Here is a 15610-nt window from a genome sequence, read left to right on the forward strand (position 1 = left end):
TAGAAAGTGGTCGAGTTAAATCAATACTATACCCCTGAGGTTACAAGCTTTTTCCTTGCAGCACAGCTTGAAATAAAGCACGTAAAGACCTGTCTAGAGCTAAGTGCAGGTGAAGGCGCACTTATAGAACCGATAAAAAAACTCAACCCTTCGATAGAATTTACTACAGTAGATTTAGATCCTAAAAATACAGCAAAACTAAGAAAAAAATACCCGAAAGATATCCATATCTGCAAAGATGCTTTAGACTTAAATTTGGGTATAGAGATTAATTCTTATGATTTAGCGATATGTAACCCTCCTTTTGCATATGTTTTTTTTAATGAAATAAACAATCAGTATATTGACAGTTGTTACTTAGACTTATTTAAGAACTCTAAAAAAGTAAGAACCGAAATATTATTCATACTAAAGAATCTTTTGTATATAAAAAAAGGTGGAACATTAGCCATCATTGTGCCTGATCTAATTTTTAGCTCTTATACTTTCTCTAACTTCAGAAGAGTTCTTTTCTCCGAAAACAGCCTAATAAAGATAATAGAATGTGAGCACAAAATCTTTAAAAAAACTGAAGCTAAAACATATATATTATTCATTAAAAAAGAAAAGCCTAAAAATTCAAATGAATTTATACCTTACATTAAAATATCACAAACTGGTATTCAGCAGCATAATTTTTTAGTAAGTTCTACATTTAAAATACTAGAAAACAAAAACTTAAAAAACTATATAATTTTCAGGGGCTCAAATTCAAGTAAAGAGTGCAGAGCTACAAATAGACCGTTTCATCATAACTACTCCTATTTGGAAGACTTTTCTGAAATAGCTTACCCTTTTTTAGAAAATGATAAAGTTGAAAATTTTAAATATGCCATACCAGGGGACATATTGATTCACCGTGTTGGAAGAAATATAGGAAAAACAGTTTATCTAATTGATAGTGAAGTAATTATTAGTGATTGCATTATTGCAATTCGTTTTAAAAGCAAAAAAATGCGTAAAAGTTTTATTAATGCATGGGTTAAGAGAAAGCAAGACTGGATAAAAAATAACTCAAAAGGTACTTGCGCTAAAAACATCTCAATTCATGATATCAGAAACTTTATAAGCTCCATATAACAAGAATGATTTAAGTAGGTGACACGATTTAGAGAATGTTTGTCTTCCCCAAAACACTACACCACTCTCAATGGTTACACCAAAACTGGCATTGTTGCACCAGTGACCTTCTAAAACATGGATGTTTTAGCAGAGCTTACAGGGATGTATTTACCCGACATTCCGCAGCTAATTTAGGAATAAACTACCTCATAGAATCTACCGAGTAATTTGAGTAGTTGTGTTTGGTGATCTTGAAGTCCAGTGATGAACCTTTGGCCGTTAATCTCTAGCGTATCTATGCCTTCGAATTGCAAGAAGACCCAACGTGCCGTCGGTCTGGAGGTCGTCTTGTTCTTTACCATACTTGGGAAGAACGCTTCGGTTTGTGCGAGTTGTTCTCTGATTTTGTGTTCTAAACTAGCGTAAACAAGCAAGCTCAACGTCATTATCATTAGCAACGCTTCAATGCGCTCAGGCTTTTTCAAGAAGATGGAAGAGGTTAAAAACTCAGGGCTTTTTAGAAAACGGAAGCCGCGCTCGACTTTTTGTTGCGATTTGTAATGTGCTAGAAGAGCCGCCATGGTGAGTGCTTCATTGTCGGTGTCATTCGTCGCGAGGATAAACATGCCTACTTTGAGCTTAGCCAGTTTTACTTTTTCTAGGTCGGTGAAGGGGGCGGCTTCGATAAAGTATTGGTATCCTGTCGGTGCTTCATCTGTCTTTGGGCGGCCCGAATGAGAGTAAGTCGGCTGTTTGATGAGAGTGCCTTGTTCAAACCCAAGTAAGTCACATTGTTTCTTGAAATCGTTAAACGCTAATTCTGCGTCAACTTCACAAGCGAATGGTTTTTTACTTAGCTTTTCCAACGCTTTGATTTCTTTTGCTATGTTTTTCTCTAAGTTCTTGAAGAAAGTGATTTCTTCCCGCTTGGTGGCCTGTTCACTGTGAACGAGCAACCAACGTTGATTGACCTTTCCGTAATCCGAGTCTATCCAACATCCTGAGTAGCCATGACCGATAGTGCTTAATTGCTCTGGCTCTAGCGCAAGTAGTGCTTGTTTTGCGAGCTTGATGGTCATGGGGACACGGGTAATGAATTTTTGATTTTGCTCATCTAGCGAGGAGATGCTTTCTTCGGTGTACAAAGCGGCATCAGCGATAAAGTAACGACTATTTTGCGCGGCTTTTAGGCAATGTATGTGTCTTTTAGTGACTTCAGCGAATGCCTTGGCATCATTGGTGTTACCACTCAGTGCTTGCATGTAAACAGGAATACCTGCTTGGTTTTCACAGATGAGTTCAAGCACGACTTGGTTAAGCTCTGGCCTATGATCCCGACTATAACCTCTTACAAGCTTAATCACGTTGGTGTTTTCATCTTGTGCATACTCACCATCAACGTGGAAGCTAGTGATATCAAGATGAACAGAATCGGTCGTCAAGCCCAGTTTATCAACAACACGCTCAGCAATAACCTGATAGAGCGCTGAGACATCGGCTTCGTATAGAGCATCTAATGTGCGGCCTAGTACATCATCAGTCAGGTGGTGTGCTTCAATGTCTTTGGCGAGTAGCTTAGATACAGGCTTGGTCTTAAAAAAGTCCGAGAACATGTGCAGTGTTCTGCTATGAAAGCCAAGTCCATTTAGGAGCATGGCCAATACCGCGTCACCATGAGAAACATTGTGGTCAGAATATTTTGGGATAACGGCATCTATCATCCGTGGCAGGCCAATTTCGTGACAAAAGGCGGCAATGAGACCAAGGTGATCTAAGCGTTTAATAACAGGATGGGTAGACATATTTTGAGACCGTCAAATAGCAGTAATAGATCAAAACTGTCGATCGCGGTCAAGATGGTGTCGTAGTTTTTATGAAAAGCTGATCGCCAGATCACACTATTTAAATTCTGGAATTAGCTGCGGAATGACGGATTTACAGCGAGTCACTGGTGTAACAGTGCGAGAGCCTGCGGCAGGCAATTAGCAACACCGCATTATCAGCGACTTATAAAGCTAATTAGCAGCTCAATCTCGGCAGAATGAATAACTAACCAATAAAAAAGCGAACCGCTAAGGGTTCGCTTTCATCAAACGTTAGAACTGAATAACGTACTATTCAGCCTCTATTTCAGCAATTACTCGTAGTCTTCCATCGGCACACAAGCACAGAACAAATTACGGTCGCCGTACACGTCATCAATACGATTCACGGTTGGCCAGAACTTGTTAGTACGCACTGCGGCACTTGGGAACACGGCCACTTCACGGCTGTATGGGCGTGAATCGAACGCTGGGTCCATAATATCGGCCATAGTGTGTGGTGCGTTGTGCAGCGGGTTGTTGTCCGCTGGCCACTCGCCCGCTTCAACTTTCGCGATTTCGGCGCGGATTGACACCATAGCGTCGATAAAGCGGTCCAGTTCAACCTTAGACTCAGATTCGGTTGGCTCAATCATCAGCGTGCCCGCAACAGGGAAGCTCATGGTTGGTGCGTGGAAACCGTAGTCGTTCAGACGCTTAGCGATATCCATTTCGGTCACGCCAGAGGCTTCTTTAATTGGACGCAGGTCGATAATACATTCGTGCGCGACGCGATCGTTACGGCCGCGGAACAGTACTGGGTAGTGTTCAGACAGCTTCTTCATCACGTAGTTAGCGTTTAACAGTGCGGTTTGAGTCGACTTTTTCAGGCCGTTTGAACCGAGCAGCTTAATGTACATCCAGCTGATTGGCAGAATGCCAGCACTGCCGTATGGCGCTGCTGATACCGCACCGTTGTTATCGCTTTCGCGGCCTGGTTTCACTACTACGTGACCCGCAACGAACGGCGCTAAGTGCGCTTTCACACCGATTGGGCCCATACCTGGACCACCGCCGCCGTGTGGAATGGCGAAGGTTTTGTGCAGGTTAAGGTGCGATACGTCGGCACCGATAAAGCCTGGTGAGGTTAAGCCAACTTGGGCGTTCATGTTGGCGCCGTCCAAGTACACTTGACCACCGTGCTGATGCACTATGTTGCAGATTTCGCGGATAGATTCTTCGTACACACCGTGGGTCGATGGGTAAGTGATCATGATACATGACAGGTTTTCTGCCACTTCAGCCGCTTTGGCCTTCAGATCTTCTAAATCTACGTTACCTTGCTTGTCACAGGCAGTCACAACCACTTGCATACCGGCTAATTGCGCCGATGCGGGGTTAGTACCGTGGGCAGATTGTGGGATTAAGCAGATGTTTCTGTGGGCCTGCCCACGAGACTCGTGGTATTTACGAATCGCCAGCAGACCCGCGTATTCACCCTGTGCGCCAGAGTTAGGTTGGATACACACGGCATCGTAACCTGTGACATTCACTAACCATGAAGACAGTTCTTCAATCAGTTGAGTGTAACCCTTGGCTTGATCCAGTGGGCAGAATGGGTGCATGTTAGCAAATTCTGGCCAGCTGACTGGGATCATTTCAACCGCAGCGTTTAACTTCATGGTACATGAACCCAATGAAATCATTGAGTAGTTCAGTGCTAAGTCTTTGCTTTCGAGACGCTTGATATAACGCATCATCTCGGTTTCGCTTTGGTAGCGATTGAAGGTTGGGTGGCTCAGGATGGCATCTTCACGCACTAAAGAAGCAGGAATCGATTGGCTACCTTGCGCCACGATTTGCGCATCTAATGCGGCAACGTCTAAGCCATGGCCAGCACCTAAAATCACATCGAACAGGGCGTCGATATCGGTGCGGATAGTGGTTTCATCTAAGCTCACGCCGACGATGCCGTCAGCATCGAAACGCAGGTTCATTTCAGCGGCCAGCGCGCGAGCATTGACTGCTGCAACGTCTAAGCCTTTGATGCTGATGGTATCGAACCAAGTGTTGTTCACTAAGTTCACGCCTTTAGCTTGTAAGCCAGCGGCTAAGATATCGGTGAAGCGGTTGATGCGTGATGCGATGGTTTTCAGGCCTTGTGGGCCGTGGAATACGGCGTAGAAAGACGCCATGTTCGCTAACAGAATTTGCGCGGTACAAATGTTTGAGTTGGCTTTTTCGCGGCGGATATGTTGCTCACGAGTTTGCATCGCCATACGCAGTGCGCGGTTACCACGGGTGTCCTTTGACACACCGATGATACGGCCAGGCATAGAGCGTTTGTGCTCGTCACGGGCCACGAAGAAGGCCGCGTGTGGACCACCAAAGCCCATCGGCACACCGAAACGCTGCGCGCTACCGAAGACCACGTCGGCGCCCATGGCACCCGGTGACTTGAGTAACACTAATGCCATGATGTCGGCAGCCACAGTCACAATCACGTTTTTCGCACGTAATTCGGCGAATAAGTCAGTGAAGTCAGTGATTTGACCGAAACGGTTTGAATACTGGAACAGGGCACCAAACAGTTCGTGGTTTACTGCTTCATGGGCAGGACCTACCACCACTTCAAAACCAAAACACTCAGCGCGAGTCTTCACTACGTCTAAGGTTTGTGGGAATACGTCATCGGCTACGAAGAAGATGTTCGCTTTTTTAGCTTTAGACACACGCTTAGCCAGCGCCATCGCTTCGGCAGCGGCAGTCGCTTCGTCCAGCAGCGAAGCAGAGGCTAAATCTAAACCGGTTAAATCCATAGACACTTGTTGGAAGTTTAGAATGGCTTCTAAACGGCCTTGGGCGATCTCTGGCTGATATGGCGTGTACGCCGTGTACCAACCTGGATTTTCTAAGACGTTACGCAAAATCACATTAGGCACTTGGGTACCGTAGTAGCCCATACCAATGTAGCTTTTGAAGACTTGGTTTTGCTTGGCTAAACCACGAATGTAGGCCAAACCTTCGGCTTCGCCGCAGGAATCACCAATGCTCAACTCTTGGCTTAAACGGATCGACTCAGGCACGATTTGCGCGGTCAGATCGTCCAAAGACTCAGCACCAACGTAGTTCAACATTTCTTGTTGTTGGCTGCTATCTGGGCCGATATGGCGACGTAAGAATAAATCGTGCTGTTCTAACTGAGTGAGGGTTTGCTTGGTCATGATAAACCTTGTTCCAGATTTGCCGTCGCTCAGGACTGTAGGGTACTGATAAACGGGCTATTGTTATGTCAAACTTGCGCTAAAACAAACGAAGCCCCTGAGGGCTTCGTTAGCGTCGACGATTATTCTTCGTCGATTACAGCTTGGTAACCTTCTGCATCGAGCAGAGCGTCAACTTCTGATTCATCAGAAGGCATAACGCGGAAGAACCAGCCTTCGCCGTAAGCGTCGCTGTTTACCAGCTCTGGAGAATCTTCCAGTGCTTCGTTGACGGCAATCACTTCACCAGAGATTGGCGCGTAGATGTCAGAAGCCGCTTTCACTGATTCCGCCACTGCACAGTCGTCGCCCGCCGTGACAGTGTCACCCACTTCTGGCAGCTCAACGAAAACCATGTCACCTAACAGCTCTTGAGCGTGCTCAGTGATACCCACAGTGTAGCTACCGTCTTCTTCCTTGCGGATCCATTCGTGTGAAGAGGCGTATTTCAGTTCTGTCGGAATATTGCTCATTGTTCTTGTTCCTTGTTCCGTTTTTTTAAAATGCTTGTTTACCGTTGCGCACAAAGTTTGGCGCTACTACTCTAACAGCCACGCGCTTTTTACGCATCTCGACTTCCGCCGTATCCCCAATTGAACTAGGAACACGCGCCATCGCAATAGAATAGCCCAATGTAGGTGAGAAAGTACCGCTAGTGATCACGCCTTGCTGCTCAACACCCGCTGCATCGGTGAAAAATACTGGCATATCATGGCGTAACACGCCTTTTTCTTCCATCACTAGACCGACTAATTTGTCGGTTCCCGCATCGCGCAGGGCTTCAAGCGCCTTACGACCGATAAAGTCACGGTCGGTTGGCTCCCATGCAATGGTCCAGCCCATGTTGGCGGCCAGCGGGTTGATGGTTTCGTCCATATCTAAGCCGTAGAGGTTCATACCGGCTTCGAGACGTAATGTATCGCGGGCGCCTAAACCACAGGGCTTAACGCCTTGATCTAACAGAGCTTGCCACAGGGCTTCGGCTTCCGCTTCTGGCACGATGATCTCGTAGCCCGCTTCACCTGTGTAACCTGTGGTCGCAATAAACAGAGAACCCGCTTGCTTACCGAAGAAAGGTTTCATGCCTTCGATGGCGGCATTTTGCTCGCTACTGAATACGGCGGCGGCTTTGGCCTTAGCGTTAGGCCCTTGAACGGCGATCATCGCCAGCTCAGGACGCTCGGTCACTGTGACATCAAAACCTTGGGATTGTTTGGCGATCCAGGCTAAGTCTTTTTCGCGGGTCGCGCTGTTAACAACAACACGGTAGAAAGTGTCGGTGAGGTAGTAAGTGATTAGGTCGTCGATGATGCCGGCATTGTCATCTAACATGCCGCCGTATAAGGCTTTACCAGGAACTTTAAGTTTGGCCACATCGTTGGCGAGCAACTTACGGAGGAATGCACAAGCGTCGGTTCCGGTCACATCAACCACAGTCATGTGGGACACGTCGAACATACCTGCGTCTTGACGCACGGCGTGGTGTTCTTCGATTTGTGAACCATAGTTGAGGGGCATATCCCAACCGTGGAAGTCGACCATCTTAGCGTTTGATTCTAAGTGCTTGTTAAACAGAACAGTTTTATTAGCCATTGTTATCCCTTTTTTGCGGCCTTCTTCAGGTCTCTGCCTAGCGTAGGGTGATACAAATCCGGCTAAATATCTGGCTAATCGGCATTTCACTTCCACGATGCATCAATTTGAAAGGGGTTCTTTCGGTCTCAATGCGTCTGTCACTGCAACGCCTGATTCGCTCTGAATTAATCAGATATTTATCGTGATTGGTATAAGTACTAGGGTCTAAAATGCGGCGAAATTATACCTTGCGTCACAAATTTGTATACAGGAGATTTTTCTAATCCGAAGCCAGTGTCATTAGATTTTCTCATCTTCAACATGTAATTTTTTTACATGCGAAAGCGAGATTTGCGCAGCTTGCAATCAAATCGCTGATAATTGCGGCAATTCTGATCACATTAGCGCAACCGAGGCTAGCGACATAACTTGGGCAGCGACGACTTATTACCCATGGCCTGTTGCATGAACACTGTTTTCAGCCCAGCGATATTATCAACGAGGTTGAGTCCCAGATCGCGAATGGCCTTTTTAACTGGGTTTGAACCCTCGAACAGGCGCTTAAAGCCTTCCATCGCCGCGATCATCTCCATCGCATCGGCCTTGCGCCAACGCTCTAACGCACGCAGCTCGGCATAATCACCGATATCCTTACCCGCATCGTGTAACTCGCCGATGACTTCGATAATGCTGGCGGCATCGAGGAAGCCAAGGTTAACCCCTTGGCCCGCTAATGGATGAATGGTATGGGCCGCGTCCCCCGCGAGCACTAAACGGTGGCGGGCAAAATGGCGGGCGTAGCGCATCCGCAGCGGGAAGGCTTGGCGTTCACTCTCCAGCTTGCAAATGCCAAGGCGACCGTCGAAGGCGGCGGTAAGATTACGCTCAAATTGCACTTTATCCATTGCCAGTAATTCAGTGGCGCGCTCGGGCGGCACTGACCAGACGATGGAGCAGAGGTTTTCTTCATATAACGGCAAGAAGGCCAGCGGGCCGTCCTGCAAAAACACTTGGCGAGCGGTGGCAAGGTGCGGCATCTCGCTACGAATGGTCGCCACGATCGCATGGTGACCATAATCCCAGAAGGTTAACGGGATCTTACATTGTTCACGCACCCAAGAATTGGCGCCATCGGCGGCAATCACAAGTGCGGCGCTCACACTTTCTATTTCAGCACCATTGGCGAGAGTCAACCAAGCTTCACGCTCGCCAAAGGCGATACGCTCTATGCGTTGGTTTTCGATATGGGTGATATTGTCAAATTCACTGGCACGCTTGGCGAGGGCATAGCTGATGGCGTCGTTTTCGATAATCGCACCAAGGCTCGTTTCACTGATGCTACTGGCATCGAAGGCGATTTTGCCAAAGCCGTCTTTATCCCATACCGCCATTTTTTGATAGGGCGTCGCGCGGCTGGCATCGACATAGTGCCAAGCGCCGAGGTGCTCCAGCAAACGTTGGCTCGCCTTGTTGATGGCGCTGACCCTAAGCCTTGGCTCGCCGCTCACGGCTTGGGTACTTTGGGCATCGATCACGACGACATTCAAGTTGGCCTGTGCCAATCCTATCGCGGTGGCGAGTCCCACCATGCCGCCACCCACAATGGCAATGTCATAGGCTTGTGAACTTAACATGGATACATCCTTTTCGCGTTGCGATACCAGTAATTATTTCCAGCCCATCGCTTTTTGAGCGACGGGGGTTTTCAGTGGCGGGAACCAAGACAACAGCCGCAATCCTAGATTACGCCCAAGGGCCAAGGGCCAATATTGGTTAGAGAAGCCACGGACTAAAAATTCAATATTGCGAATAGTGCTGTTTCTATCCGCCTCACGGGCCTGCAAATAGCCATGGGTGACGGCGACACCGCCGATATCCTCACCCTGCGCCAGCGCGCGTTGCAGCACTTCAAGCAAGCTCACCACATCCCGAAGGCCTAAGTTAAATCCCTGCCCCGCAATCGGGTGTAGCGTCTGCGCCGCATTGCCGATAAACACGCATCTATGGTGGATTGGCCTTGGCATGTAGGACAGATTTAGCGGATAAGCATGGCGCTCGCTGACATCGATAAACTGGCCGGCGCGATAACCAAAGGCCTGCTGCAACTCAGCTAAAAACTCGGCTTTTGGGGCATTGAGCATCGTTTGGGCGCGGTGATTATCGAGCGCCCAGACGAGGGACAAACGCGGTTGACCTTGGCTATCTGCCATCGGCAATAACGCCAGTGGGCCAGTCTCGGTAAATCGTTCATAGGCCCAATGTTGATGCGGCTTATCGGTTTGTAGATTGGCGACAATCGCGGTTTGTTCAAACGCCACTTGGGTAATGGGCAGATTAAAACTGCTGCGCACTTTAGACTGCAAGCCATCGGCGGCGACCACCAGCTTGGCGCAAATCCGCTCGCCGGAATCCAGCACCAGCGTGTGGCTGTCGATATCGGGAATTAACGCTGACAGTTTGGCAGGGCAATAGCGCTTAACCTGAGTTTTGTTAAGCTCGCTAAACAGCACTTGGCCGACCCTTTCCAGCTCGACCACTTGCCCCAGCGCATCTAAATGGAACTGACTAGCATTGAGTTCCGTCATGCCAAAATGACCACGATCGGACACATGGATATCTTTGATTGCTGTGCCTAAATGCGCCAATTTTGGCCATAAACCTAAACGGGATAACTCGAAGATAGAACCATGGGCAATGGCGATAGAACGGGCGTCAAAACCGGGGTGATTGTTATCGGGAAGATGCGCCTCGATTAAGGCAATTGATAACGGTTTTTCAGTACCAGACAAACGAGCCAAAGCTAACGCGAGGGTCGCACCCGCCATGGCGCCACCGACAATGGCAATATCGACATTTTGAACTGAATTATCCATGTGCTCTGCTACCGTCATGGGGTTCTCATTCAAGCTATGGCATGGCTAAAAGCGTTTCGCCATCAGGATGTTAGATTTGAAAAACAATAAAAGGCGGAATCGCTCCGCCTTTCTCTTTTAGGGATTAATGGATCACCGCGGCATCGTCACTCTCTTCGTGGCTCGGCTCTGGGCCAAACTCGGAGTAACACAAAATCGCAGCAATGCGCACAAATTCCAGCAATTCAATATAGGCGGTTTCCGACTCTTCATCGTCGGTCACATCGAATTCCACTTGGGCGATATCGGCCAGATCTTTAATCACTTCACGCACTTCGGCGGAGGCTTTATTGAGCTTAGGCTGGATAATCGCAATGCCCGTTAAAAAGCTTTGCGTCCAAAGCGATAGCGCCTCAACTCGGTGACTGAGGGATTCTTCCTCTTCGGGAAGCAATGGCATAAAACCAAAATCAAAGTCACTCAAACGAGCAACCGAGTCTTGGAACAACTCACACACCAATTGATGTAAAGGTGCGGGCAAAGGCTGACCATCGTTCATCAGGTCAAATAACGGTTTAATCCACAAATCACCGGTTTGATCTACACCACCGCAGATTAAACCCACAAGAGCACCGTGAACTTCCACGGGATGCTGACCAATTTCAGCCGCATCGAGGGCTATTTTTAAGCTTTCGATACGTAACGAAGGAGGGGTCGCCATATCAGATTCCAATCAGAATTTTCCAGCAGCAATGCTAGCAGAGTTAAAGACTTGAACCAACTCTGATCCGGCATTCTTAGGGTTGAAGATAAAAATTCCGGCAACTGCTCACACAAGCAGCAAACAAAACGGCGAATGTGCAATCCATCAGCGGCTTACCTTGCACTTTTAATATCAGCCCTATATAGTCCGCCCTATCGATGCCAACGAAAGGATCATCTTCGAATGAGTAACAGTGCAGTTGAAATCACCCTGCTGGGGCGCACCTACTCTATCGCCTGTCCGAAAGGTCAGGAAGATGCCCTACGTATTGTGGCTCAAGGGGTTGAGCAGCAACTCACCACCCTAAAAAATCGCACTAATAGCTTAAGCCGCGAAGAAATTGCCATTATGGCGGCGCTGAATATTGGCCACGAGTTGTACCAAGAAAAGCAAAAGAATAAGCATTATATGAAACAAATGGATGACCGCATCAGCCTGTTGCAGTCAACCTTGGAAAACGCCTTAGTTGAGCGTTCAACCAAATAGTTTTAGACTGTGCACTCGGTGCCAAGCACCATCTATCTGAGAAGAGTTGCACAGTGAATGGCTAACTGGCCTATACTTTTTTAAGCCAAACGATTAGCGATTCAATACCGTTTTTGCTCCCTGGGATGCAGGCCAACTGGTAATGTCCCTGTGCCGATAATTTTGATCTCAGGGTGAATGCTTTACTGACATTGAGCATGCTCGGCTCGTACCGAGAAGCCTTAGGAGGTAATCATTTACCCGCCTTGAACCTACGGTTCAAGGGCTACACCGGTAGCGGCATTCTGGGGAGCATCTTATTTATGTCTATCACTTCACCTGTCTCAAACACTTCGGCCCAAGCAGTCAATGGGCCACACGGCACTCAGCCTGAAATTGACGCCAAGTCGCTAAGCCCAAATCTAAGCCCAACGCTAAGCCGCGCCGAGTTACGCAAACAAATACGTTTAGCGCGCCGCTCGCTTTCGACAGAGGTGCAAACCGAGGCAAGCCTTGCCGCAGGTCAGCGAATGCTCGAAAAGCTCAGCGCGCTGAAGGCCATGCATGTCGCACTTTACCTCACCCACGATGGCGAACTGGCAACTGCTCCGCTTATCGCAGCGCTTTGGCAACAGGGGATTCAAACCTATCTGCCACGGCTGCACCCCTTTAATGCTGGGCAATTATTGTTTTTGCATTACCACGCCGACTCGCCAATGCAGCCGAATCAATTCGGTATTTTAGAGCCACGGCTAGATGTGCGTAACGTTATGCCGATTGAGCGACTCGATGTGGTGATCACCCCGTTGGTTGCCTTTGATATCCAAGGTAATCGTATGGGCATGGGCGGCGGCTATTACGACAGAACGCTAGCTAATTGGCACAGCAAAGGCAGACCACTTCCTATGGGGTATGCCCATGATTGCCAACAAGTACCGAGCCTGCCATGCGAACATTGGGATGTGCCCTTACCCGCTATCATCACCCCAAGTCGAGTATGGGAGTTTTGAAAAGTAGGAGCTAGAAGCTAGAGCGCTTCGCTGCTAGAAAAAGCAGAGCATCGCTCCATAACGACTTCTTCTTGATTGAATCTAGATTCTAGAGCCATGCAATGGCGTTCTAGAGGTCATAGGCCGTTCTAGATTTTCTTTATTTTAAATGCCGCCCACCATCGACATTGTGGCTGCGCCCAGTGACATAGCGGCTCGCCAATAGATAATCCACTAAGGCAATAATCTCCTGATTTCCAGCTTCTTTTGGCAAGATGGCCTTGGCTAAGGTCTTTTGTCGATAGGCTTCATCATCACTTGGATTAAAAAGGATCATCGCCGGCGCAATCGCATTCACTTTGACCTCGGGCGCTAATTTAGCCGCAAAGGATAAGGTTAAATTATCTAGCGCCGCTTTACTGGCCGCATAAGCCATGTGCTTGGCACTGCCCTTTTCGGCCACATAGTCGGTGAAATGGATAATATCGCTGGCGCCAATCTCACCCTCGGCTCCCGCACGTAATTGCGAGGCTAAGGCTAGGTTTATTTGATAGGGTACGCTCACATGCACCTGCATCATGCGCTGCATCACCTCATGGGGGGCAAGGCTTGGGCTGTTGTCTGGCAACCAGTCAGAGGCATTATGGATAATAGCGCGGATTTTGGGGTATTGGCTCAATTGCTCAATCAGGGTTTGGAGCTGCGCATTATCGTAAAAGTCGCATTGCATTAAGGTCGCGCCCAAAGACTGCAACTCATCGATGCTGGGATAATGGCTGCGATAGGTGCCAATCACCTTGTGCCCTTGGGCGAGCAAGTGTTTCGCGAGGGCGTAACCAATACGTTTACCCACGCCAGTGATAATAATGGGAGCTGTCATATCCATCCTGTTATTTGCCAAGCACTGATTAAAAGCAAACGCATTTGGCAGATTGTTAATCGCACAATCACGTAATCACACAATCACGTCACTCATCGCAATTGCTTAATGCCTCTAGCCAAGAGTGTATAATAATTAAAACCGTAAACATGTCGATCTAAATGCCTGGCAACTGCGTATACTCAGGGACACACTGTAAGAGGTAGACCTAATGGAACTGCGGATTTTTTTCGATGGCAATTGCCCATTATGTAGCGCCGAAATGCGCCAACTCAAAGCGCGCGATCCCGACGATAGAATTGAACTGGTGGATCTTAATGCTGACAATTTCAGCTCAAGATTCAGCTATATCGATAAAGACTACGCCAATACCATTCTCCATGGCGAAACCGCCTCCGGCCAAGTGCTGCTCGGGCTGGATGTCACCTGCAAAGCATGGGCGCTAACAGGCACTCGCCCTTGGGTACAAGCGCTACGCTTACCGCTTATCAAACCTATCGCGGATTGGTGCTACCTGAGATTCGCCAAGCACAGATACCGTATTTCCTATCTACTGACGGGTAAAGCCCGCTGTGACAGCCAATGCCAACTCCCCAAATAGCGAGACTCAAGATTAAGAACCCCTGTTTAGAGAACAAAGTTTAAAGCATAAAAAAACGGAGCCATTCGGCTCCGTCTTCTCATAATTCAGAAGAATTACTTAACGAAATCAACGCCTAGTTTGATATCGCCTTTCAGCGTATCTAACATAGAATCACGGGCGTTAGCTTCGAATGCGCTCACTTCACCGTAAGGCAGTACTTTTTCGATACCGTTTTTGCCTAACAATACTGGTTGAGCGAAGAATTCAGCGTGTTCGCTGCCGCCGTCAACGTAAGCACATTCAACGATGTTAGCTTCGCCTTGCAGACCACGAACCAGAGACATACCGAAACGGCATGCCGCTTGACCCATAGACAGGGTCGCGCTGCCGCCACCGGCTTTAGCTTCAACCACTTCAGTACCCGCGTTTTGGATACGTTTAGTTAAAGAAGCCACTTCTTCATCAGAGAAAGTCACGCCTTCAACTTGAGACAGTAATGGCAGAATAGTCACGCCACTGTGGCCGCCGATCACGTTGATTTTAACGTCAGCAACGTTTAAGCCTTTTAATTCAGCGATGAAAGTCTCAGAACGGATAACGTCCAGAGTGGTCACGCCGAATAAACGGTTCTTATCGTAAACACCTGCTTTTTTCAGCACTTCAGCAGCAATAGCAACTGTAGTGTTTACTGGGTTAGTGATAATACCCACGAGCGCTTTAGGGCAAGTAACAGCCACTTTCTCGATCAGGTTGCGAACGATACCCGCGTTGATATTGAACAGATCTGAACGATCCATACCAGGCTTACGTGCAACACCAGCAGAGATAAGCACAACGTCAGCACCCACGAGGGCAGGCGTTGGATCTTCACCAGCAAAACCTTTGATTTCAACCGCAGTTGGGATATGGCTCAAGTCAACCGCAACACCCGGAGTTACCGGTGCGATATCGTATAGAGACAGTTGAGAACCCGCAGGTAATTGAGTTTTTAACAGTAGGGCAAGAGCCTGGCCGATACCACCAGCAGCACCAAGTACAGCAACTTTCATAGTTATCTCCGTTATTTCTCGGATATTGTGACATGGATCTATTTTGCGTTGGCGTCACATTACTGGAATGTCACGCTAATTTCAATTATCCCTTAGTCGTTGATTCAAAGATTTACTAAAACAGCGCGTTGCAATGTTGAATATTTACTCTAGTTCAACAAATACATTTATAAATGAATTAGCACGAAGTGAGTTAATTGCATTTTTATTCAGTCATTATGGTTATTTGTTGACAGTTTAACCAAAACTATTCAGAATAAGCCTGTTTTTTTGAATAAAGAATAAGAC

At 47.7% G+C, this 15610-nt stretch carries 13 protein-coding genes and 1 other RNA gene; 5 read left to right on the top strand and 9 right to left on the bottom strand.

All coding sequences use genetic code 11. The features are described from left to right. Window positions 1-6 precede the first annotated feature (6 nt). A complete protein-coding gene (locus CEQ32_RS12515) occupies window positions 7-1119 on the top strand; it encodes an N-6 DNA methylase (protein WP_088586133.1) in 1113 nt (370 codons plus the stop codon). Window positions 1120-1292: 173 nt separating this feature from the next. On the opposite strand, the gene CEQ32_RS12520 is transcribed toward CEQ32_RS12515, so the two are convergent. The 7 genes from CEQ32_RS12520 to CEQ32_RS12550 form a co-directional block, all read right to left on the bottom strand. Further along, a complete protein-coding gene (locus tag CEQ32_RS12520) occupies window positions 1293-2903 on the bottom strand; it encodes an IS1634-like element ISSpu7 family transposase (protein ID WP_011787758.1) in 1611 nt (536 codons plus the stop codon). A gap of 335 nt (window positions 2904-3238) precedes the next feature. Then, window positions 3239-6127, bottom strand: coding sequence for an aminomethyl-transferring glycine dehydrogenase (gene gcvP, locus CEQ32_RS12525; protein ID WP_088586134.1), 2889 nt, complete (start codon window positions 6125-6127; stop codon window positions 3239-3241). 122 nt (window positions 6128-6249) lie between these two features. Continuing rightward, entirely contained in the window at window positions 6250-6639 is a 390-nt protein-coding gene (gene gcvH / locus CEQ32_RS12530; RefSeq protein ID WP_011071083.1) for a glycine cleavage system protein GcvH, read from the bottom strand. A gap of 25 nt (window positions 6640-6664) precedes the next feature. Next, window positions 6665-7759 carry a glycine cleavage system aminomethyltransferase GcvT gene (gene gcvT, locus CEQ32_RS12535; protein ID WP_037428462.1) on the bottom strand — a complete coding sequence of 365 codons (1095 nt, stop codon included), beginning with the start codon at window positions 7757-7759 and terminating at the stop codon, window positions 6665-6667. A 398-nt stretch (window positions 7760-8157) separates the two neighbouring features. Further along, window positions 8158-9375: an FAD-dependent oxidoreductase gene (locus CEQ32_RS12540; RefSeq protein WP_088586135.1), complete on the bottom strand. Its 1218-nt coding sequence runs from the start codon at window positions 9373-9375 to the stop codon at window positions 8158-8160. Window positions 9376-9408: 33 nt separating this feature from the next. Beyond that, window positions 9409-10632, bottom strand: a complete 1224-nt coding sequence (gene ubiH / locus CEQ32_RS12545) for a 2-octaprenyl-6-methoxyphenyl hydroxylase (RefSeq protein WP_088586136.1) — start codon at window positions 10630-10632, stop codon at window positions 9409-9411. Between the two features lie 106 nt (window positions 10633-10738). Next, window positions 10739-11314, bottom strand: coding sequence for a UPF0149 family protein (locus CEQ32_RS12550; RefSeq protein ID WP_037414338.1), 576 nt, complete (start codon window positions 11312-11314; stop codon window positions 10739-10741). 225 nt (window positions 11315-11539) lie between these two features. On the opposite strand from CEQ32_RS12550, the gene CEQ32_RS12555 reads away from it, so the two are divergent. The 3 genes from CEQ32_RS12555 to CEQ32_RS12565 all read left to right on the top strand — a co-directional run bounded on the left by CEQ32_RS12555 (window position 11540) and on the right by CEQ32_RS12565 (window position 12831). After that, a complete protein-coding gene (locus tag CEQ32_RS12555) occupies window positions 11540-11842 on the top strand; it encodes a cell division protein ZapA (RefSeq protein ID WP_037414335.1) in 303 nt (100 codons plus the stop codon). A 114-nt stretch (window positions 11843-11956) separates the two neighbouring features. Further along, a non-coding RNA gene (gene ssrS, locus CEQ32_RS12560) (6S RNA) lies at window positions 11957-12137 on the top strand. Window positions 12138-12144: 7 nt separating this feature from the next. Further along, complete coding sequence (locus CEQ32_RS12565; protein WP_088586137.1) at window positions 12145-12831, top strand: 5-formyltetrahydrofolate cyclo-ligase; 687 nt, start codon at window positions 12145-12147, stop codon at window positions 12829-12831. 139 nt (window positions 12832-12970) lie between these two features. On the opposite strand, the gene folM is transcribed toward CEQ32_RS12565, so the two are convergent. After that, the gene (gene folM, locus CEQ32_RS12570; protein ID WP_088586991.1) at window positions 12971-13690 is read right to left on the bottom strand and encodes a dihydromonapterin reductase; all 720 of its coding nucleotides are present in this window, start codon (window positions 13688-13690) and stop codon (window positions 12971-12973) included. Between the two features lie 211 nt (window positions 13691-13901). Here folM and CEQ32_RS12575 point away from each other — a divergent pair, with 211 nt between their 5' ends. Next, a complete protein-coding gene (locus tag CEQ32_RS12575; protein WP_037428472.1) occupies window positions 13902-14291 on the top strand; it encodes a thiol-disulfide oxidoreductase DCC family protein in 390 nt (129 codons plus the stop codon). Between the two features lie 95 nt (window positions 14292-14386). Here CEQ32_RS12575 and mdh read toward each other — a convergent pair whose 3' ends face one another. Further along, window positions 14387-15322 carry a malate dehydrogenase gene (gene mdh, locus CEQ32_RS12580; RefSeq protein WP_037414331.1) on the bottom strand — a complete coding sequence of 312 codons (936 nt, stop codon included), beginning with the start codon at window positions 15320-15322 and terminating at the stop codon, window positions 14387-14389. Between the last annotated feature and the right edge of the window lie 288 nt (window positions 15323-15610).

This window comes from Shewanella sp. FDAARGOS_354, assembly GCF_002209245.2.
In the GTDB taxonomy this organism is placed as follows: domain Bacteria; phylum Pseudomonadota; class Gammaproteobacteria; order Enterobacterales; family Shewanellaceae; genus Shewanella; species Shewanella xiamenensis.

What these genes read in the sequence shown, in the direction of transcription:
- CEQ32_RS12520 (WP_011787758.1), bottom strand. Translation starts at nt 2,903, where the DNA reads ATGTCTACCCATCCTGTTATTAAACGCTTAGATCACCTTGGTCTCATT.
- gcvP (WP_088586134.1), bottom strand. Translation starts at nt 6,127, where the DNA reads ATGACCAAGCAAACCCTCACTCAGTTAGAACAGCACGATTTATTCTTA.
- gcvH (WP_011071083.1), bottom strand. Translation starts at nt 6,639, where the DNA reads ATGAGCAATATTCCGACAGAACTGAAATACGCCTCTTCACACGAATGG.
- gcvT (WP_037428462.1), bottom strand. Translation starts at nt 7,759, where the DNA reads ATGGCTAATAAAACTGTTCTGTTTAACAAGCACTTAGAATCAAACGCT.
- CEQ32_RS12540 (WP_088586135.1), bottom strand. Translation starts at nt 9,375, where the DNA reads ATGTTAAGTTCACAAGCCTATGACATTGCCATTGTGGGTGGCGGCATG.
- ubiH (WP_088586136.1), bottom strand. Translation starts at nt 10,632, where the DNA reads ATGACGGTAGCAGAGCACATGGATAATTCAGTTCAAAATGTCGATATT.
- CEQ32_RS12550 (WP_037414338.1), bottom strand. Translation starts at nt 11,314, where the DNA reads ATGGCGACCCCTCCTTCGTTACGTATCGAAAGCTTAAAAATAGCCCTC.
- CEQ32_RS12555 (WP_037414335.1), top strand. Translation starts at nt 11,540, where the DNA reads ATGAGTAACAGTGCAGTTGAAATCACCCTGCTGGGGCGCACCTACTCT.
- CEQ32_RS12565 (WP_088586137.1), top strand. Translation starts at nt 12,145, where the DNA reads ATGTCTATCACTTCACCTGTCTCAAACACTTCGGCCCAAGCAGTCAAT.
- folM (WP_088586991.1), bottom strand. Translation starts at nt 13,690, where the DNA reads ATGACAGCTCCCATTATTATCACTGGCGTGGGTAAACGTATTGGTTAC.
- CEQ32_RS12575 (WP_037428472.1), top strand. Translation starts at nt 13,902, where the DNA reads ATGGAACTGCGGATTTTTTTCGATGGCAATTGCCCATTATGTAGCGCC.
- mdh (WP_037414331.1), bottom strand. Translation starts at nt 15,322, where the DNA reads ATGAAAGTTGCTGTACTTGGTGCTGCTGGTGGTATCGGCCAGGCTCTT.